The following is a 19852-nucleotide window of genomic DNA, read 5'->3' on the forward strand; positions in this document are numbered from 1 at the left end:
GGGCGCGGGTCGGCCGGCGCGTGCGGGCGGGAACCTCCCGCGCGAGCGTGCCGTTGCCCCCGCGGTGCCGGCACGAGGCCGGCGCAGCACCGGTGAGCCGTCGAACGCACCGGTGCGGAGAGGGATGTCGTGGGTGGTGGAGGCAGCCAGCTGGTCTTCCTGCTGCTGATGGTCGCGCTGCTGGTGTTCATGTTCAGCCGCACGCGCAAGCAGCAGAAGGCGCAGCAGCAGATGCAGAGCGGGGTCGGCCCCGGGGCCGAGGTGATGACGACGTCCGGCACGTACGGGCGCGTGGTCTCGATCGACGGCGACGTCGTGACCCTCGAGATCGCCCCCGGTGTGCAGACCCGGTGGACGCGTCGTGCGGTCTCGCGCGTCGTGACCTCCGCGCCCGTCGAGGCGGGCGACGGTGACGTCGTCGGCGGCCCCGAGCACGGGTCCCTGGACCTGCGCAAGGACGTCGACGGGAACAGCGACACGCCTCGCGCGTGACGGTCCGCACGAACACGAGGACCCTTGGTGACTGATAAGACAGCACCCGTCCACGTGCAGTGACAAGCTTGGGCCCGCCGGGGGACAGCAGTCTCCCGGCGAGCCCCGTCCCGAGGTAGCGAGTGTCCAACGACAGGCCCCAGCGAGTGCGCCACGGCGCACCCATCCGCCGACCCCACCCGGGCCGCACGCTCGCCGTGCTGGCCGTGATCGTCGTCCTCCTCTTCGGGGCGGTGGGTGCGGGGTCCGTCTGGGGCGCCGCGAAGTGGTCACCCGGCCTGGCGCTCGACCTCGAGGGCGGCACGCAGGTCGTCCTGCAGGCGCGCGCCACGCAGGGCGACGCCCCGGTCGACGCCACGCAGATGGAGCAGGCCGCGGCGATCATCCGCCAGCGCGTCGACGCCACCGGCCTCAGCGAGTCCGAGGTGCAGGTCCAGGGCGGCCGGAACATCTCCGTGTCGATCCCCGGCCAGGCCACCCGCGAGCAGCTCGACCTGATCGCCCAGTCCGCGCTCCTGCGGATGCGCGTGGTCCTCTTCGAGGCCGCCGGGGCGCCGACGCCGAGCAGCGCCGCGACGGACCCCGCCGCGACGGACCCCGCCGCGACGGACCCTGCCGCCACGGACCCGGCCACGCCGGCTCCGACGACCCCCGCACCGGACGCGACCGCCTCCGCCCCGGCCACGCCGGACGCCTCGCCGTCGACCAGCGCGACGGGCGCCGCGGCCCCGCAGGCGCTGCGCCAGGCCACCACGCCCTCGGCGACGCCCAGCGCCGCCCCGACGAGCGCGTCGACGACGGCCCCCGCGGGCGCCGACGCCACGCCGACCACGGGCACCGGCCCCGGTCAGCCCACGGACACGCCCTCGCCCGCGCCGACCGACGCGAGCGACCAGGTGCAGCTGCAGTCGGCCGACGTCCAGCGCCTCTTCACCCAGCTCGACTGCTCGAACCCGGCCAACCGCACGGGCGGCATCGTCGACGACCCGGCCAAGGTCCTCGTGACCTGCAGCCAGGACGGCTCGGCCAAGTACGTCCTCGGGCCGGCCGAGATCGAGGGCACGCAGCTCACGAACGCGTCCTCGGGCCAGCAGACCAACCAGCAGGGCCGCATCACGGGCGGCTGGCAGGTCAACCTGGAGTTCGACTCCTCGGGCGCCACGGCGTTCCAGAACCTGACCCAGCGCATCAGCGCGCTGACCCAGCCGGCCAACCAGTTCGCGGCCGTGCTCGACGGCCTCGTCGTCACCGCCCCGAGCGTCAGCTCCGTGATCCCGGGCGGCAAGGCCCAGATCACCGGCAACTTCACCGAGGCCAGCGCCGACGCGCTCGCCCAGCAGCTCAAGTTCGGTGCGCTGCCGCTGAGCTTCGAGGTGCAGACCGAGGACCAGGTGTCCGCCACGCTCGGCAGCGAGCAGCTGCGCAACGGGCTCATCGCGGGCCTCATCGGCCTGGTCCTGGTCGTCGGGTACTCGCTGCTGCAGTACCGCGGCCTCGGCCTCGTCACCGTCGGCAGCCTGGTGCTCGCCGCGGCGCTGAACTGGGGCGTGATCCTGCTGCTCAGCTGGCTGCAGGGCTTCCGCCTCAGCCTCGCCGGGGTGGCCGGCCTCATCGTCGCGATCGGCGTCACCGCGGACTCGTTCATCCTGTTCTTCGAACGCGTGCGCGACGAGATCCGCGACGGGCGCATCCTGTCCTCCGCCGTGGAGGCGGGCTGGCGCCGGGCCCGGCGCACGATCATCATCTCGGACGCGGTCAGCCTGCTGTCGGCCGTCGTCCTCTACGTCCTGGCCACGGGCAACGTGCGCGGGTTCGCGTACACGCTGGGCATCACGACGGTCATCGACGTCGTCATCGTCTTCCTGTTCACCCACCCCGTCGTCGCCCTGCTGGGGCGCACGAAGTTCTTCGGCGGCGGGCACAAGTGGTCCGGCTTCGACCCGGAGCACCTCGGCAGCGTCGTCGCCCGCGGCGCCCTGCACAGCGGCGCACCCCGCCCGACGCTGGCGAGCCTGCGGGCGCAGGAGCGCGAGCGCGCCCGGGCCGGCGGCGGGACGACCGTGGTCGAGGACCACGACGGTCCCGCCCGACACGACGAGCACGACGGAGGCAACGCCTGATGGGCATGGCGCAGCTGGGCAACCAGCTCTACACGGGCGAGAAGAGCTTCGACTTCGTCGGCCGCCGCAAGCTCTGGTACCTCGTCGCGGTCCTGCTGATCGCGGTGTCGGCGCTCCTGCTGGTCAAGCCCGGCCTGACCTTCGGCATCGAGTTCGAGGGCGGCTCGCAGTTCAGCGTCAGCTCGCCCGCGGACGGGCCCCGCATCACCGACGAGGCCCCCGCGCGGGAGGCCGTCGCCACCGTGCTGCCCGACGTGACCCCCGAGGTGACCAAGCTCGGCACGGACGCGATCCGGGTCCAGACCTCCACGGTGACGACGGACCAGCTGGACGAGATCCGGACGGCCCTGGCCTCGGCCTACGACGTCTCGCCGGACCTCATCACGTCCTCGAGCATCGGGCCGAGCTGGGGCGCGGACGTCACCGACAAGGCCATCACGGCGCTCGTGGTGTTCTTCGTCCTGGTCTCGCTCGTCATGGGCCTGTACTTCCGGACCTGGACGATGGCGCTCGCCTCGCTTCTGGCGCTGGTGCACGACCTCGTCATCACCGCGGGCGTCTACGCGGTCGTGGGGTTCGAGGTGACGCCGGCCTCGGTCATCGGGTTCCTGACGATCCTCGGGTACTCCCTCTACGACACGGTCGTCGTCTTCGACAAGGTCCGCGAGAACACCGCCGACGCGTTCACCAAGCGGGACCGGACGTTCGCGGAAGCCGCCAACCTGGCCGTGAACCAGACGGTCGTGCGCTCGGTGAACACCACGGTCGTCGCGCTGCTGCCCGTGGCCGCCATCCTCTTCATCGGCGACCTGCTGCTGGGCGCGGGGACCCTGCGCGACATCAGCCTCGCGCTGTTCGTCGGCATGCTCGTGGGCGCGTACTCCTCGATCTTCGTGGCGACGCCGCTGCTCGTGGACCTGCGCCGCCGCGACGGGCGCGTGAAGGACCTCGCGCACGACGTCGACGAGCGCCCCGCGACCCGGGGCCCGGTCACCGAGCCGAGCTCGGCCTGAGGGTCACCGCGCCGCCGGTAGCGTGACGGCGTGGACTCCTCGCACGACCAGCACCCGCACGACGAGCACGTCTCCGCCTCCGTCGCGGCCCTCGTGGCCGCGGCGGTGCGCGACGTCCCGGACTGGCCCTCGCCCGGCATCGGGTTCAAGGACATCGCCCCGCTGCTGGCCGACCCGACCGCCTTCTCCGCCGTCGTGGCCGAGCTCTCCCGGGCCGCCCGAGCCAGCGGCGCGACGGCCGTGGCGGGCATCGAGGCCCGCGGCTTCATGCTCGCGGCCCCCGTGGCCGAGCGCTGTGGGCTGCCGTTCCTGCCCGTGCGCAAGGCGGGCAAGATGCCGCCGCCCGTCCTGCACCGCGAGTACGAGCTCGAGTACGGCACCGCGGCCGTGGAGCTGCGCAGCGACCTCGTCGGCGCCGGGGACCGGGTCTTCGTCGTCGACGACGTGCTCGCGACGGGCGGGACCGCCGAGGCGGCGTGCGCCCTGGTGACCGAGGCCGGCGCGAGCGTCGCCCAGGTCGCCGTCCTGATGGAGCTGCGGGCCCTCGGCGGCCGCGACAAGCTGCCCGGCCTCGACGTGCTCGCCCTGCTCACCGTCTGAGGGTCGCGGCCTCCGTCCGCGCGGCGGGCGGGAGGTCGCACCGCACGACCGGGCACCCCGCGGTGCCCGGTCGCGGGGTGCCCGTCAGATGACGGCGAAGAGGACGTAGCCGGCGACGGCCAGCGTCAGGACGAGGACGGACAGGACCACGGGGGAGCGGTACCAGCCCGCCTCCCGCGGCACGGCGCGCACCTCGGCCGGGGTGAGCGACCAGACGAGCCCCTTCAGGTCGTCCTCCGGCTTGGCCCGGCCGCGGGTCGCGACGACGAACCCGACCGCGATGGCGACCACGGTGGCCACCCCGCCGCCGATGAAGCTCGAGCCCTGGCCCGACAGCGACAGCACCCCGACCTGGTTGAGCACGAAGATCGTGACCGCCCCGAGCGTGCCGCACAGCAGGCCCCAGAACCCGCCGTTGCCGTTGAGGCGCTTCCAGAACAACCCGAAGATGAAGACCGCGAACAGCGGGACGTTGAAGAACGAGAACAGCGTCTGGATGTAGTCCATGATGTTGGTGAAGCCGGCTGCGATGAACGCCGTGCCGATCGCCAGCGCGGTGCCGACGACGGTGACCGTCCGGCCCACCTTGAGGTAGTAGCGGTCGTCGCGGTCGGGGCGCAGCCAGTCCTGCCACAGGTCGTAGGTGAAGACCGTGTTGAAGGAGCTGACGTTGGCGGCCATGCCCGCCATGAACGCGGCCAGCAGGCCGGCGAGGGCGACCCCGAGGAAGCCGCTGGGCAGCAGCTCACGCAGCAGCAGCGGGACGGCGTCGTTGTAGGTGGTGTCGCTCGGCAGGCCCCGCTTGAGGTCCTCGATGCCGGGGATGAGGACCGCAGCGATCATCCCGGGGACGATGATGACCAGCGCCACGAGGACCTTGGGGATGGCCGCGATGAGCGGGGTGCGCTGCGCGGCGGCGGCGTTGCGCGCCGAGAAGGCGCGCTGCACCTCGGTGAAGTTGGTCGTCCAGTAGCCGAAGCTCGTGACGAACCCGAGCCCGAGGACCACGCCGATCGTCGAGGCGATCGGGGAGTCGATGCCCGTGAGCTCCTGCGCGGGGAAGGGCTCGAGCATCGCGCCGCTGCCCTGCGCCGTGAGCTTGTCGACCAGGCCGCCCCAGCCGCCGACCCGGTGCAGGCCGATCAGCGTGATCGGCACCATCGTCACGACGATGACGAAGAACTGCAGCACCTCGTTGTAGATGGCCGCGGACAGCCCGCCGAGGAACGTGTAGGCGAGCACGACGACGCCGGCGACGATGATGGCCAGCCACGTCGGCCACCCGAGCAGCGCGTTGACGACGATGGCCATGGCGTAGAGGTTCACCCCGGCCAGCAGGACGGAGGCCACGGCGAAGAGCAGGCCCTGCAGCCGCTGGGTCTTCGCGTCGAAGCGCCGGCCGAGGAACTCGGGCACGGAGCGGACCTTCGAGCCGTAGTAGAACGGCATCATCACCAGGGCGAGGAACACCATCGCGGGGATGGCGCCGATCCAGTAGTAGTGGAACGTCTGCTCGCCGAACTGGGCGCCGTTGGCGGCCTGGCCCAGCAGCTCGGTGGCGCCGAGGTTCGCCGAGACGAACGCCAGCCCCGTCACCCACGCCGGCAGGCTGCGCCCGGAGAGCAGGAAGTCCAGGCTCGAGGAGACGCTGCGGCGGGCGATGAGGCCGATGCCGAGGACGACGAGGAAGTAGAACCCGACCAGCAGGTAGTCGACGAGGTGGGCGTCGATGCGCAGCGAGGACTCGCTCGCGAGGGCGGTGAGCATCAGCGCTCCTCCCCGGCGGCGGGCTGCTGCGCGTCGGAGCCGGCGGCGTCCTCGGCGGGGTGCAGGGGGCGGCTCAGGGTCCAGACGATGAAGACGGCCGCCAGCACCAGCATCCCGATGCCGGACCAGAGGTTGAGGTTCACGCCCCCCGTCTTCGCGCTGTCCGCGGCGCTGAAGGACACCAGCCCCGCGACGAGGCAGACCACGCCGTAGACGGCGAACAGGCCGCCGATGACGGTGCGGATGTCGAAGAGGACGTCGGCTGTGCGGGAGCCGCTCTTGTCCTAGGGCGTCACGGGACCTCCTGTGCTGCTGCGGGAACGCCGTGCTGCCGGGACACGGGTCGTGCCCCCGGGACGGACGGGGGGAACCCTGGCACGCAGCGCAGGGCGCCGCACCCGGGGCGGTGCCGCCGCCGGGACGGGCGCGGCCCCGCCCGCCCGGCCGTCGCGGGGCCGACCGGGTGCCGCGACACCCCGCGGGGGGCCACCGGGTCACGACCGGGGCAGGCTGCTCCTACACTCGATCTCAACCAGGACGGAGGGGTGCCGTGGCGGACGGGACGGACATCGAGGGTCGCGCCGTCGGCGTGCGCCCGCAGACCCCTCCGGAGGCGCCCGGCGCCGACGAGGCGGTCGCGGACCCCGGCACGACTCCGACGCCCGCCCCCGTGGTCGGTCCCGGGGCGGGTGCGCCCCCGCCCGCCGCTCCCGGTCCCGGTTCCGCCGTGGTCGTGCCCGCGGGCCGCGCCGAGCCCGGCCGGGGCCCCGAGCTCCCTCCGCGCCCCGACCCCGCCCACACCGGCCCCGTCACCGCGGGCCGGATGCTCACGCGCCTGGCGCGATTCGGGCAGCACCGCTCCTCGACGGTCTCCCCGGTCCTCGAACCGCTGCTGCGCACGGTGCGCGGCACCCACCCCAAGGCGGACCTCTCGGTCGTCGAGCGGGCCTACGAGCGCGCCGAGCGCGCGCACGACGGCCAGCGGCGCAAGAGCGGCGACCCCTACATCACCCACCCCGTGGCGGTGGCGACGATCCTCGCCGAGCTCGGCATGACGCCCCCGACGCTCGCCGCGGCGCTGCTGCACGACACGGTCGAGGACACCGACTACTCCCTCGCCGCGCTGCGCCAGGAGTTCGGCGACGAGATCGCCCTGCTGGTCGACGGCGTGACCAAGCTCGACAAGGTCACCTACGGCGATGCCGCGCAGGCCGAGACCGTCCGCAAGATGGTCGTGGCGATGGCCAAGGACATCCGCGTCCTCGTCATCAAGCTGGCCGACCGCCTGCACAACGCCCGCACCTGGCGCTACGTGTCCGCCGCCTCCGCCGAGCGCAAGGCGCGCGAGACGCTGGAGATCTACGCCCCGCTGGCCCACCGCCTCGGCATGAACACGATCAAGTGGGAGCTGGAGGACCTGTCGTTCGCGACGGTCTACCCCAAGCGCTTCGACGAGATCGTGCGGCTCGTGGCCGAGCGGGCCCCGGCGCGCGAGGACTACCTGACCGGGGTCCGCGAGCAGATCGAGGAGGACCTCAAGGCCGCGCGCGTGCGCGCCGCCGTGAGCGGCCGCCCCAAGCACTACTACTCGATCTACCAGAAGATGATCGTGCGCGGCCGCGACTTCGCGGAGATCTACGACCTCGTCGGGGTGCGCGTCCTGGTCGACTCGGTGCGCGACTGCTACGCCGTCCTCGGCGCGCTGCACGCGCGGTGGAACCCGGTCCCCGGCCGGTTCAAGGACTACATCGCGATGCCCAAGTTCAACATGTACCAGTCGCTGCACACGACGGTCATCGGGCCCGAGGGCAAGCCCGTCGAGATCCAGATCCGCACCCACCTCATGCACCGTCGCGCCGAGTACGGCGTTGCGGCGCACTGGAAGTACAAGGACGACCCGAACTCCACGGGGGACCAGCAGAACGCCTGGCTCAAGCAGGTCGTCGACTGGCAGCAGGAGAACAAGGACCCCAGCGACTTCCTCGACAACCTCCGCTTCGACCTCACGGCGAGCGAGGTCTTCGTCTTCACGCCCAAGGGCGACGTCCAGGCGCTGCCCGCCGGGTCGACGCCCGTGGACTTCGCCTACGCCGTGCACACCGAGGTCGGGCACCGGACCATGGGCGCCCGCGTCAACGGCCGGCTCGTCCCGCTGGAGTCGACGCTCGACAACGGCGACCTCGTCGAGATCTTCACGTCCAAGGCCGACGGCGCGGGTCCCAGCCGCGACTGGCTGACGTTCGTCAAGAGCCCGCGCGCCCGCAACAAGATCAAGCAGTTCTTCTCGAAGGAGCGTCGCGAGGAGGCCATCGACAACGGCAAGGACGCCATCGCCAAGGCGATGCGCAAGCAGCACCTGCCGCTGCAGCGCCTCCTCTCGCACGAGTCGCTCGTGGGTGTGGCCCGTGAGCTGCGCTACGCCGACGTGTCCTCGCTGTACGCGGCGGTGGGGGAGAGCCACGTCTCCGCCCAGCACGTCGTCGAGCGGCTCGTCGTCGCCGTGGGCGGCGAGGTCGGCGCCGAGGAGGACATCGCCGAGGCGACGACCCCCGGCCAGCCGCGCCGCGGGCCGCGCAGCGCGGACGCCGGCGTGGTCGTCAACGGCAGCGACGACGTGTGGGTCAAGCTGGCCCGCTGCTGCACGCCCGTCCCGCAGGACCCGATCGTCGGCTTCGTCACCCGGGGCGCGGGCGTCTCGGTCCACCGCGAGGACTGCGAGAACGTGGCCCGGCTGCGCGCCGAGCCCGAGCGGATCGTCGACGTCGCGTGGGCGGCGGTCGCGTCGCGGCTGTTCCTCGTGCAGATCCAGGTCGAGGCGCTGGACCGCGCACGACTGCTCTCCGACGTCACCCGCGTCCTGTCGGACAACCACGTCAACATCCTCTCCGCGACCGTGAGCACCAGCCGCGACCGCGTCGCGGTGTCGAAGTTCTCGTTCGAGATGGCCGAGCCGAACCACCTGGGGCACGTGCTGTCCGCCGTGCGCCGCGTGGACGGCGTCTTCGACGCCTACCGCGTCATGGCGTCGCGCTCGCGGGACTGAGCGCCGGCCGGGGCGGGCGCCTCGGGTCGCGCCCCGGCCTCCAGCAGGGCCCGGCGCACCCGGGCGGTGCGCTGCGGAGAGGCGCGGGCGACGTCCAGCAGCGTCCGCGCGGGCGAGGTCACCCGCAGCGGGCCGACGTCGACCAGGTCGCCGGCGGGTGGGACTGCGCGGGTCGCACGGACCGGGACGCCCGCACCGCACCCGTCGCGCTGCAGCCGCCGCACGGCGGGCGCCTCGACCGCCACCTCCAGCACGGCCGGGACGCCCGCGAGCGCGCCGGCGTGCACCCAGGCGGCCGTGGCCCCGAGGGCGACGGCGCCGGGCGGCATCAGCAGGGCGAGCGCGGCGGCGCGGCCCGCCGGGCCCAGCTCGACGTCCGCGGCGACGACGACGTCGCCGACCACGCGGCGCAGCAGGCCGTCCCGCACATCGCGCTCGGCCGCGCGCCGCTCGGCGGCACCCGGACCGGGCCGGTGCGGAAGGGCGGGGTCGACGGCCACCGCGGGGTGCAGCAGGTGCCGCAGCCAGGTGCGGGTGGCGGGCGCGAGGTCCGACGAGGGGCCGGGGAGGAGGGGCACGGACGCAGTCCACCCGCCCGCGCCGGGGACCGGGGCAGGTCAGCGCTCCCCTGTGGACGACGAACGCCGCCGCGGGTCGGTGGACCCGGCGGCGGCGTCGGTCGTGCGACTCCTCAGCGGTGCTTCAGCGGGCGACGTCGCGCAGGGTCGACCGAGCGGAGTCGAGCCACTCCTGGCGCGCGCGCAGCGCCTCCTCGGCCTTGGCGAGGCGACGGGCGTCGCCGCGCTGGCGCGCCTTCTCGACGTCCTCCTCGAGGCCGCGGATCGCGCCCTCGAGCTGGCTCACGACGCCCTGCGCGCGGACCTCGGCGTCGGAGGTGACGCGCGGCTTGCGGGTCTCCTCGACGTCGCGGACCGCGGTCTCGACGGCGCGCAGGCGCGCCTCGATGCGCTGCAGGTCGCCCCGCGGCACCTTGCCCGCGGCCTCCCACCGGTCCTGGATGCTGCTGAGCGCCTTCTTCGCGGCGCCCAGGTCGCGGACCGGCACGAGCGCCTCGGCCTCGGTGAGCAGCTGCTCCTTGACCGTGAGGTTGGTGCGGAACTCCTCGTCGACCTCGTCGGTCGCCGCGGTGCGGGCGGCGAAGAACACGTCCTGCGCCGCGCGGAAGCGGTCCCACAGGGCGTCGTCGTCCTTGCGCCCGAGGCGACCGGCCGCCTTCCAGCGGTCCATGAGCGCCCGGTAGGCGTTCGTGGTGCCCCGCCAGTCCGTCGAGCTCGACAGCGCCTCGGCCTCGGCGACGAGCTTCTCCTTGTCGCCGCGGATGCTCGAGCGCTCCTCGCCCAGCGCCGCGAAGTGGTGGCGGCGGACCTTGTCGAAGCTGCTGCGCGCGTGGCTGAAGCGCTTCCACAGCTCGTCCTCGGTCCGCTTGTCCAGCCGGCCCTCGCGCTGGGCGGCCTTCCACTCCTCGAAGAGGGTGCGCAGCCGCTCGCCCGAGCTGCGCCACTGCACGCGCTCCGGGTCCTGGCCGGCGATCGCCTCGGCCTCCTCGACGATCGTCACGCGCGCCGCGCGCAGCCGCTCGCGGTTCTCCGCGCGGGCGCGGTCGGCCGCGGCGCGGGCCTCGTCGGCCACGGTCGCGAGCGCCTCGACGCGGGCCGCGAGGGCGTCGACGTCCCCGACGGCGTGCGTCTCGGCGATGGCCGTCCGCAGGGCGCCGACGCCGGCGACGATGTCCTTGCCGGCGAGCTCGGTGCTGCGCAGCCGCTGCTCGAACAGGTCGACCTGGGCGACGACCTCCTCGAACTTGCGGACGAAGTAGGCGATCGCCTCCTCGGGCGTGGCGTCGGGGTACTGCCCGACCTCGTGCTCGCCGTCGCCGCGCCGCACCCAGACGGTGCCGGCCTCGTCGACGCGGCCGAAGGCGGCGGCCGCCGCGCGGTCGACGCTCGTGGTGTGCGGGACCTCCGCCGGGGCGTCACCCGTGGTGGCCGCCTGGGCGGGCACCGAGGGGGCCGGGCGGGGCGTCGGGCGCGCGGGCATGCCCGCGGGCGTGGGCCGCGGCGCGGGCTCCGGGGTCTCCCCCGGCACCGCGGCCGGAGCGTCGCCCGCAGCGGCGCCACCGTCCGACGGCTGCTCCTCCGACGGCTGCCCGGTGCTGGGCTCCTCGGTGGACGGCTCAGCGGCCGCCGCGGAGACGTCCGCGGCCTCGGCCTCGGGGCTCGCGTCCACCTCCGCCGCGGGGTCGGCGGCGTCGCCCACCGGCTCCGCGTCCGGGGCCGCCGCAGGCTCCGTCGCGGGTGCGGCCTCCGCCTCCGGGGCCGTCACGGGCTCCGGCACGGCCTCGCTCTCGGGGGCGCCGTCGCCCGGTTCGGTGGTCGCAGTGGTCGGGGTGTCCTGAACGTCCTCGTCGGACGCCGGCTCCTGGGGTCGCTCGCTCACCCGCGGCAGTCTAGGTGCCAGCCTCCCCGGACGGCGCGGAGCGCCACCCGGCGTCGCCTGACGAGGGCTCAGCGTGAGGACCGGCGTGGAGACGCGGCGTCCGGACGGCCGACCGACTCCCCGCCCGGGCAGGCCCTAGGCTCGCCGGGTGCTGGTGGAGTCCTTCGAAGCGACCGTGTTCGGCACCAACTGCCACGTCCTGGCCCCCGCGGCCGGCGAGGAGTGCGTGGTCGTCGACCCCGGCATCGGGGTGGAGGACCGGCTGCTGGAGGTGCTGCGGCGGCACCGCCTGCGGCCCGCCGCGGTCCTGCTGACCCACGGCCACCTCGACCACACCTTCTCCGTCACCCCGGTCTGCGGCGCGCACGGCATCGCCGCCACCGTGCACACCGAGGACCGCTACCGCCTGACCGACCCGCTGGCCGACCTGGGCCCGGCGCTGCTGGCCGCGCTGACGGCCGAGTACGGGCGGCTGCAGTGGCGCGAGCCCCAGGAGGTGGTGACGGTCGAGCACGCGCAGCGCCTGGCCGTCGCGGGCCTCGACGTGACGGTCTCGCACGCCCCCGGCCACACCGAGGGCTCGGTGATGTTCTCCGTGGCGCGGCCCGGCGAGCCGGACCTCCTGCTCTCCGGGGACGTCCTCTTCGCGGGCTCCATCGGGCGCACGGACCTGCCGGGGGGCGACTCCGCGGCCATGGTCCGCAGCCTCCTGACCCGGGTCCTGCCCCTGCCCGACGCCACCGACGTGCTGCCCGGGCACGGTCCCGCCACGACCATCGGGCGCGAACGCGCCACCAACCCCCACCTGCTGCAGCTGGCGCGGAGCACCGCGCCCGGAACGGAGTCCTGACCCATGGCACGCCCCCGCCCGCTCTCCGGCTACCCCGAGTACTCCCCGGCCGAGCGCATCGTCGAGCAGCAGGTCCTCGACGGCCTGCGCCGGGTGTTCGAGCTGCACGGGTTCGCGAGCGTCGAGACCCGGGCCGTCGAACCCCTCTCGCAGCTGCTGCGCAAGGGGGAGATCGACAAGGAGGTCTACGTCGTGCGCCGCCTGCACGAGGCGGGTGACGCCGAGGTGGGCGACGACACCCTCGCGCTGCACTTCGACCTCACGGTCCCCTTCGCGCGGTACGTGGTCGAGAACTCCGGCACGCTGCAGTTCCCGTTCAAGCGGTACCAGGTGCAGAAGGTGTGGCGCGGTGAGCGCCCGCAGGAGGGCCGCTACCGCGAGTTCTGCCAGGCCGACATCGACGTCGTCGGGCGCGACGTGCTGCCCGCGCACTACGAGGCCGAGATGGCGCTCGTCATGTCCGAGGCGCTGACCGCCCTGCCGCTGCCCCCGCTGCGCATGCAGGTGAACAACCGCAAGCTCATCGAGGGGTTCTTCCGCGGCGTGGGGGCGAGCGATCCCGCGGCCGTCATGCAGGCGGTCGACAAGCTGGACAAGGTGGGCGCCGAGGGCGTGCGGACCCTCCTGACCGGCCCGGCCGGGCTGGACGCCGAGCAGGCCGAGGCGTGCCTCGCCCTCGCCGCGATCAGCGGGTCCGACCCGTCGGTGCTCGAGCGGGTGCGCGCGCTGGGCGTGCAGGACCCGCTGCTGGACGAGGGGATCGCCGACCTCGGGGCGGTGCTGGAGGCCACGGCCGGGCTGACGAGCGACCGCTTCAGCCTCGTCGCGGACCTGAGCATCGCCCGCGGCCTCGACTACTACACGGGCACCGTCTACGAGATGCGCATGGAGGGCTTCGAGTCGCTCGGCTCGATCTGCTCGGGCGGGCGCTACGACGCCCTGGCGAGCGACGGGAAGACGACCTACCCCGGCGTCGGCATCTCCTTCGGCGTGACGCGCGCGCTGGCCCCACTGCTCGCCCGCGGGGTCCTGACGGCCTCGCGCAGCACCCCGACGTGCGTCCTCGTGGCGCTGGGCGAGGAGGCCGGGCGCCCCGCGGCGGCCCGCACCGCGGCGGCCCTGCGCGCCCGGGGGATCGCGACGGAGGTCTCGCCGGACGCGGCGAAGTTCGGCAAGCAGATCCGCTTCGCCGAGCGCCGCGGCATCCCCTTCGTCTGGTTCGCGGGGGCGGGCGAGGACGGCGGGGACCAGGTCCGCGACATCCGCTCCGGCGAGCAGGTGGACGCGGACGCGTCGGGCTGGGCGCCGCCCGCGGCCGACCTGCGGCCCGCGGTGGTTCGCGCCGGCTGAGGCTTCAGCGGCCGGGCGTGCGGACGCCGAGGTGCTCGGCGAACGCGGGGGCGAGCTGCAGCAGCTGCACGTCGCTGATGCGGGCGCCGCGCAGCCCGCCCACGCCCGCGACGCCCTCGAGCTCGGCCGCGCTCAGGTCGACCGCCGTGAGCGTCGCCGCGTGGACGTCGAGGTGACCGATCCGGCAGTCCTCGAACCGCACGCGCGTCCAGCGGGCGCCTGCGGCGTCGAGCTCGCGCAGGTCGCAGCCGGCGAAGACGACGTCGGTGAAGGTCGTGTCGCGCAGGTTGGCGAAGTCCACCCGGCCGGCGCTGAAGCGGACGCGGGTGAGGTCGGCCGCGGGCAGGGCGAGCGCGCCGAAGCGGAAGCCGTCGACCGTGACGTCCTGCCAGGTCGTCGAGCGCCACGCCGCGGTGGTCGCCGTGGTGGCGTCGAGGGTGCAGTCGACGAGCCGCGCCCCGGCGAGGTCGAGGTCGTCGCATCGGCAGCCGGTGAAGGCGCAGCCGAGGAAGCGCGCGTCGCGCGCGTCCACCCCGGAGAGGTCCACGTCGCGGTACTCGAGGCCGTCGTGGGACCGGGTGGCCGCGGGCGGGCCCGGCGCCGGCACGAGCTCGCCCACGTCGGGGCTCGGGGGCCGGGGGGTCTCGCGGTCGGGGCGTCGGGTCACCACGGGCAGCAGCGTCGCAGGTGCGGCCGGCGCGGCCCGGTCACCGCAGCGTGTCGTCGGGCGCGGAGAACCCGAGGATGCGGACGCCGCCGCCGGGGACCGTCAGCACTCGCCCGCGGGACACGACGGCGGCCCGGCGGGGTGGCGGCACGCGGAAGCGCGCCTCGCAGGGCAGCCCGGTGGTGGCCGAGACGCGCACGGCCGTGTCCACCGAGGCCCGGTCCTCCTCGTGCACGCTGCGCTGCAACCACTCCGGCCACGGCGCGGTGCCGGGGCGCTGGCCCAGGCCCCACACCACCGCGGCCCGGGCGTCCCAGCTGACGGTCCCGGTCGACAGGTCGTACTCCCACGCGCCGGACGCGTCGCTGGGCAGCGCCTCGTCGCCGCTGGTCCGCAGGTCGACGAGCCGGGTCGCGGAGGGCAGCAGCCGCGCGATCCGCGCGCGGAGCTCGGGCGGCAGGCGGTGCAGCACGGCGGGGGAGCGGACGTCGGCCACGATCCGCGCCAGCGCCGCGCAGCTCAGCCCGTCGCCCTGCACGACCAGGCCGTCGTCGAGGCCCAGCTGGTCGTCGACCGCGACGGCGTCCACGAGCACGGTGGTCACGGGGTCGGGTGAGTCGGGGAGCTGGTCGCCCCACAGGGCCTCCAGGGCGGCCCGGACCCCCTCGGCCCGCACTCGCAGCAGGTGCTCGCGGGACAGGTGGTCGCTCACGCACCGCCTCCTGCCCCGGGTCGTCGAGGTCGGCGCCGACCACGCGGGGGCCGGGGTCCTTCCGCTGGGCTCCGAGTCAAGCGGGCGCGGGGCCCGGAGGGCAGCCCCCTTCCGGGGGACGCGGGTGGGGCGCCGCTTGACAGCTCCTCGAACGCCTGTTCGACTGCGGGCATGCGGTGGTCGGGGCAGGAGCTGGACGCGGAGCAGGCGGCGGGGGGTGCCCTGGCGCTGCCGGGCATGGCCAAGGTCCGCGGGTTCCTGCGCACGGTGACGACGCCGGAGTTCGCGGGCATCCGCTTCCACGAGGTCACGGCCCGCACCGTGCTCAACCCGGTGCCGGCCGGTTCGGCCATGCCGTTCCGGCACACGGTCAACCCCTACCGCGGCTGCTCGCACGCGTGCGTCTACTGCTACGCCCGCGGCACCCACAGCTGGCTGGAGCTGGACACCGGCGTGGGCTTCGACCGCGAGGTCGTCGTGAAGGTCAACGCGGGGGAGGCGTTGCGCCGGGACCTGGCCCGCCCGTCGTGGGCGCGCGAGCACGTGGCCCTGGGGACCAACACCGACCCCTACCAGCGCGCCGAGGGCCGCTACCGGCTCATGCCGGGGATCATCGAGGCCCTCACCGAGGCGCGGACCCCGTTCAGCATCCTCACCAAGGGCACGCTGCTGCGCCGCGACGTCGCGCTGCTCCAGGCCGCCGCGGAGCGGGTGCCGATCGGGCTCGGGGTCAGCCTGGCGATCTACGACGACGCGCTGCAGGAGTCGCTCGAACCGGGGACGCCCGGCGTCGCGGCGCGGCTGGCGATGGTCCGGCACCTGCGGGCGTCCGGCCTGCCGTGCGGGGTGATGCTCGCGCCGGTGCTGCCGTGGCTCACCGACTCCGTCGCCGCCCTCGACGACGCCCTCGCGCAGCTGGCCGACGCGGGCGCCACGGGGGTGACCGTCCTGCCGCTGCACCTGCGGCCCGGGGCGAAGGAGTGGTTCCAGCAGTGGCTGCAGCGCGAGCGGCCGGACCTCGTGCGCGGCTACGCGCAGCTGTACGGCCGCGGGTCCTACGTCGGGCAGGAGTACCGGCGCTTCCTGGCCGACCGGGTCGCGCCCCTGCTGCGCCGGCACGGCTTCGCCCCCGGCAGCGCCGGGGTCCAGGTGCGGGGGATGCCGGGCGACCCGGACGGGGAGTTCCCCGCGGGCAGCATGCCCGAGGGCACGGGAGCCCCGGTGGTGGCGGAGCCGCGCGACGAGCAGCCCGCGCTGTTCTGACCGGCTGCCCCGGGGGGACCGCCGGGAGGCGCGGGGCGCTAGCTGCCGGCGGGCAGCAGCATCAGCTTGTCCTGGCGCTGCCACGTCCCCGCGGTCGTCGGCCACCAGCGCGTGCCCGCGGGGGGCTCGGTGCCCGGTGCGGTCCAGCGCATCACCTGCTGCACCGGCTGCTGCTCCAGGTGCTGCCGGCGGGCGTAGTTGGCGCGCAGCAGCGCCTGCAGCACCGGGCCCGCCTCCTGGGTGCGTTCCTCGATCTGGCCCTGGACGGCCGCGGGGTCGGAGAAGGCGTCGACGATCTCGCACCGGCAGCTGTAGGCCAGGGTGCCGATCTCGCCCGGTGACGCGACCCGCTCGTCGCCCACGAGCTTCCCGACCTGCAGCCCGATGGTGCGGTACTGCGCGGGGGTCGCGAAGTTGCCGAACACCGGGGGGTAGCCCCACGGCACGGGCAGGGCGGCCGCCGGGACGCTGAGGGCCAGGCCGACCACGGAGGCGGGGGCCAGGAGCGACAGCCAGGCGCGCACCGGCCACCGGTGCCGCGCGCCCCGCGCCAGCACCGCGGTGCCCAGCACGGCCACGTAGGAGAGCGACGCCATGGGCGGCACGTAGTACCACTGGTAGGGCGGCACGCCCAGGACGCTGTAGACGCCGAAGTACACGACGCCGCCGAGGCCCAGGCCGAGCAGAGGGCCCGCGGCGGGCCGCCGGGTGGGCCCGGCCTCCGGGGAGCGCCAACGGGTGACGGCGCGGCGCAGGCCCTGCGCGGCCGCGGCCACGAGCAGCGCGAGGAGCACGAGCAGCCCCAGGACCGCGGGCACCACCCCGACGACCACGGCGGTCGTCATGAGCGGGTGGTAATGCGTCCACAGGCCCTGCAGGTAGGTGCGTCCCGGGCCGAAGGTGTGCTGGAGCGTCTTGATGACGAAGGTGTCGGGGATCGCCGAGCCCAGCTGGAACCAGCTGAAGGCGAACCAGGGCAGCGAGACCGCGGCGCACAGGCCGACGGCGACGTGCAGCCGGCGCAGCACGCCGGGCGCGGTCAGGGCGATGAGGACCACGAAGACGACCATGTCGAGGCGCGCCAGCAGCGCGGCCCCCGCGACGACCCCGTACAGCGCCGGCCGGCGCGCCAGGGCCGTGGCCAGCAGCGCCGCCATCGCCGTCGCGAGCAGCACCACCTCCAGCCCCAGGGCCGAGACGAGGAAGGGGTTGGCGAGCACCACGACGAGGGCGACGCCCGCCCACGCCGTCGACACGCCCAGCCGCACCGCCGCCCGGGCCGCGCACCAGCCCGCCACGGCGCACAGCACCGTGGTCAGCACCCCGAGCGCGAGCACGGGGTCGACGCCGGCGACGGGCCGCAGGAGCACCGTGAACCCCGCCAGCAGCAGGACGTTCAGGGGCGACGTCGCCGCGTTCGACGTCATCCCGGGGGTCAGCCCCCAGTGGGCGTGCTCGGCGACGTTCCGCGCGTAGGACAGCGTGATGTAGGTGTCGTCGGTGAGCCCGTCGGAGGCCACCCAGCTGAGGGCGGCCCCCAGGAGCGCACCGAGCAGCAGCACGGTGCGGACGGGGGTGATCAGGCGAGGCACACCGCGAACCCTGGCACACGCCCGGGGGTGGCCCGCCCGGTGCGCCGCGAGGGTGGCGGCGCGGGCGCGAGGACGTCCGTAGGATCGTCGGCGCGCACTCCCGCGCCCGACGACGAGAGGACCTCCTGTGCTCCGCACCCACGAGGCCGGCACCCTGCGTGCCGGTCACGCCGGACAGACCGTCACGCTCACCGGCTGGGTGGCGCGACGGCGGGACCACGGGGGAGTGGCCTTCCTGGACCTGCGCGACGCCTCGGGCGTCGTGCAGGTCGTCGCGCGCGACGAGGTCCTCGAGCGCGGCGGCGCCCACGACCTGCGCAACGAGTACTGCGTGCGCATCACCGGCGCCGTCCGCGAGCGCCCGGCCGGCAACGAGAACCCCAACCTGCCGACGGGCGCCGTCGAGGTGGACACGACCGAGCTGGAGGTCCTGAGCTCCGCCGCGCCGCTGCCGTTCCAGATCGACGACCACGTCGAGGTGGGCGAGGAGGCGCGCCTGAAGTACCGCTACCTCGACCTGCGCCGCACGGGCCCCGCGAACGCGATCAAGCTGCGCAGCCAGGTGAACCGGGCCGCGCGCGAGGTCCTCGAGGCGCACGCCTTCACCGAGGTCGAGACCCCGACCCTCACGCGCTCCACGCCCGAGGGCGCGCGCGACTTCCTGGTGCCCGCCCGCCTGAGCCCGGGGTCCTGGTACGCGCTGCCGCAGAGCCCGCAGCTGTTCAAGCAGCTGCTGATGGTCGCCGGGCTGGAGCGGTACTACCAGATCGCGCGCTGCTACCGCGACGAGGACTTCCGCGCCGACCGGCAGCCGGAGTTCACGCAGCTCGACGTCGAGATGAGCTTCGTCGAGCAGGACGACGTCCTGGCGCTCGCGGAGGAGGTGCTCGTCGCGCTGTGGAAGCTGATCGGCCACGACGTCGTGACGCCCATCCCGCGCATGACGTTCGAGGACGCCATGGCGCGCTACGGCAGCGACAAGCCGGACCTGCGCTTCGCGGTCGAGCTCGTCGACTGCACGGCGTACTTCGCCGACACCCCGTTCCGCGTCTTCCAGGCCCCCTACGTCGGCGCCGTCGTCATGCCCGGCGGGGCCTCGCAGCCCCGCAAGCAGCTCGACGCGTGGCAGGAGTGGGCCAAGCAGCGCGGGGCCCGCGGCCTGGCCTACGTGCTGGTCGGCGAGGACGGCGAGCTGGGCGGTCCCGTCGCGAAGAACCTCTCCGACACCGAGAAGGCGGGGCTCGCGGCGCACGTCGGCGCGGCGCCCGGCGACTGCGTGTTCTTCGCGGCCGGGGCGCTGAACCCGTCCCGCGCGCTGCTGGGCGCGGCCCGCGGTGAGATCGCCCGCCGCTGCGGCCTCGTCGACGAGTCGGCGTGGGCCTTCACGTGGATCGTCGACGCCCCCATGTTCAAGAACGCCGCCGAGGACGACGACGTGTCGATCGGCGGCGGGGCCTGGAACGCGGTGCACCACGCGTTCACCGCACCCAAGCCCGAGCACCTCGACACCTTCGACGTCGACCCCGGCTCGGCGCTGACCAACGCCTACGACATCGTCTGCAACGGCAACGAGATCGGCGGCGGCTCGATCCGGATCCACCGCCGCGACGTGCAGGAGCGCGTGTTCGCGGTCATGGGCATCGACGAGGCCTCGGCGCAGGAGAAGTTCGGCTTCCTCCTCGACGCGTTCACCTTCGGCGCGCCCCCGCACGGCGGGATCGCGTTCGGCTGGGACCGCATCGTCGCCCTCCTGGCGGGTGCGGACTCCATCCGCGAGGTCATCGCCTTCCCGAAGTCCGGCGGCGGCTACGACCCGCTGACGGCCGCGCCGGCGCCCATCACCCCGCAGCAGCGCAAGGAGGCCGGGGTCGACGCGAAGCCCCCGGTGCCCGGGGCGGCGCCCGCCGGCGCCTGAGGCGTGGAGAA

General features: G+C 74.6%; 16 protein-coding genes. 9 read left to right on the forward strand and 7 right to left on the reverse strand.

The window, feature by feature from the left end:
* Positions 1-129: 129 nt before the first annotated feature.
* The 4 genes from yajC to F1544_RS02140 all read left to right on the forward strand — a co-directional run bounded on the left by yajC (position 130) and on the right by F1544_RS02140 (position 4225).
* On the forward strand, positions 130-492 hold the full coding sequence (gene yajC, locus F1544_RS02125; protein WP_208971144.1) for a preprotein translocase subunit YajC: 363 nt from the start codon (positions 130-132) through the stop codon (positions 490-492).
* 197 nt (positions 493-689) lie between these two features.
* Positions 690-2612, forward strand: coding sequence for a protein translocase subunit SecD (gene secD, locus F1544_RS02130; RefSeq protein WP_167581558.1), 1923 nt, complete (start codon positions 690-692; stop codon positions 2610-2612).
* Positions 2612-3625, forward strand: coding sequence for a protein translocase subunit SecF (secF, locus tag F1544_RS02135; protein ID WP_167581561.1), 1014 nt, complete (start codon positions 2612-2614; stop codon positions 3623-3625). Before secD ends, secF begins: the two co-directional genes overlap by 1 nt.
* Before the next feature lie 30 nt (positions 3626-3655).
* Positions 3656-4225, forward strand: coding sequence for an adenine phosphoribosyltransferase (locus tag F1544_RS02140; RefSeq protein ID WP_167581564.1), 570 nt, complete (start codon positions 3656-3658; stop codon positions 4223-4225).
* 84 nt (positions 4226-4309) lie between these two features.
* Here the strand turns inward: F1544_RS02140 and F1544_RS02145 are convergent, their stop codons facing one another.
* Together F1544_RS02145 and F1544_RS02150 are read right to left on the reverse strand one after the other, a co-directional pair.
* On the reverse strand, positions 4310-5992 hold the full coding sequence (locus F1544_RS02145) for a sodium:solute symporter family protein (RefSeq protein ID WP_167581567.1): 1683 nt from the start codon (positions 5990-5992) through the stop codon (positions 4310-4312).
* Positions 5992-6198, reverse strand: a complete 207-nt coding sequence (locus F1544_RS02150; protein ID WP_208971145.1) for a hypothetical protein — start codon at positions 6196-6198, stop codon at positions 5992-5994. The genes F1544_RS02145 and F1544_RS02150 overlap by 1 nt, the downstream gene beginning before the upstream one ends.
* A 617-nt stretch (positions 6199-6815) precedes the next feature.
* On the opposite strand from F1544_RS02150, the gene F1544_RS02155 reads away from it, so the two are divergent.
* Positions 6816-9035 carry a RelA/SpoT family protein gene (locus F1544_RS02155; protein ID WP_167581932.1) on the forward strand — a complete coding sequence of 740 codons (2220 nt, stop codon included), beginning with the start codon at positions 6816-6818 and terminating at the stop codon, positions 9033-9035.
* On the opposite strand, the gene F1544_RS26055 is transcribed toward F1544_RS02155, so the two are convergent.
* Both F1544_RS26055 and F1544_RS02165 read right to left on the reverse strand, forming a co-directional pair.
* Complete coding sequence (locus F1544_RS26055; RefSeq protein ID WP_167581570.1) at positions 9002-9613, reverse strand: type IV toxin-antitoxin system AbiEi family antitoxin; 612 nt, start codon at positions 9611-9613, stop codon at positions 9002-9004. The genes F1544_RS02155 and F1544_RS26055 overlap by 34 nt on opposite strands.
* 124 nt (positions 9614-9737) lie before the next feature.
* The gene (locus tag F1544_RS02165) at positions 9738-11492 is read right to left on the reverse strand and encodes a DUF349 domain-containing protein (RefSeq protein ID WP_308469833.1); all 1755 of its coding nucleotides are present in this window, start codon (positions 11490-11492) and stop codon (positions 9738-9740) included.
* Positions 11493-11640: 148 nt separating this feature from the next.
* Here F1544_RS02165 and F1544_RS02170 point away from each other — a divergent pair, with 148 nt between their 5' ends.
* Together F1544_RS02170 and hisS are read left to right on the forward strand one after the other, a co-directional pair.
* Positions 11641-12342, forward strand: coding sequence for an MBL fold metallo-hydrolase (locus F1544_RS02170; RefSeq protein ID WP_167581573.1), 702 nt, complete (start codon positions 11641-11643; stop codon positions 12340-12342).
* A 3-nt stretch (positions 12343-12345) separates the two neighbouring features.
* Entirely contained in the window at positions 12346-13692 is a 1347-nt protein-coding gene (gene hisS, locus F1544_RS02175; RefSeq protein ID WP_167581576.1) for a histidine--tRNA ligase, read from the forward strand.
* A 4-nt stretch (positions 13693-13696) separates the two neighbouring features.
* On the opposite strand, the gene F1544_RS02180 is transcribed toward hisS, so the two are convergent.
* Both F1544_RS02180 and F1544_RS02185 read right to left on the reverse strand, forming a co-directional pair.
* Positions 13697-14362: a pentapeptide repeat-containing protein gene (locus tag F1544_RS02180; RefSeq protein WP_167581579.1), complete on the reverse strand. Its 666-nt coding sequence runs from the start codon at positions 14360-14362 to the stop codon at positions 13697-13699.
* A gap of 37 nt (positions 14363-14399) precedes the next feature.
* Complete coding sequence (locus F1544_RS02185; RefSeq protein WP_167581582.1) at positions 14400-15071, reverse strand: hypothetical protein; 672 nt, start codon at positions 15069-15071, stop codon at positions 14400-14402.
* A 171-nt stretch (positions 15072-15242) separates the two neighbouring features.
* Between F1544_RS02185 and F1544_RS02190 the strand changes: the two genes are divergently transcribed.
* Positions 15243-16334 (forward strand): Rv2578c family radical SAM protein, encoded by a 1092-nt coding sequence (locus F1544_RS02190; protein WP_167581585.1) that lies wholly within the window; start codon positions 15243-15245, stop codon positions 16332-16334.
* A gap of 38 nt (positions 16335-16372) precedes the next feature.
* On the opposite strand, the gene F1544_RS02195 is transcribed toward F1544_RS02190, so the two are convergent.
* Positions 16373-17926 (reverse strand): hypothetical protein, encoded by a 1554-nt coding sequence (locus F1544_RS02195; RefSeq protein WP_167581588.1) that lies wholly within the window; start codon positions 17924-17926, stop codon positions 16373-16375.
* A 127-nt stretch (positions 17927-18053) separates the two neighbouring features.
* On the opposite strand from F1544_RS02195, the gene aspS reads away from it, so the two are divergent.
* Complete coding sequence (gene aspS, locus F1544_RS02200; protein ID WP_167581591.1) at positions 18054-19841, forward strand: aspartate--tRNA ligase; 1788 nt, start codon at positions 18054-18056, stop codon at positions 19839-19841.
* The last annotated feature ends 11 nt before the right edge of the window (positions 19842-19852 follow it).

The sequence above is a fragment of the Kineococcus rubinsiae genome, assembly GCF_011839805.1.
Classification (GTDB): domain Bacteria; phylum Actinomycetota; class Actinomycetes; order Actinomycetales; family Kineococcaceae; genus Kineococcus; species Kineococcus rubinsiae.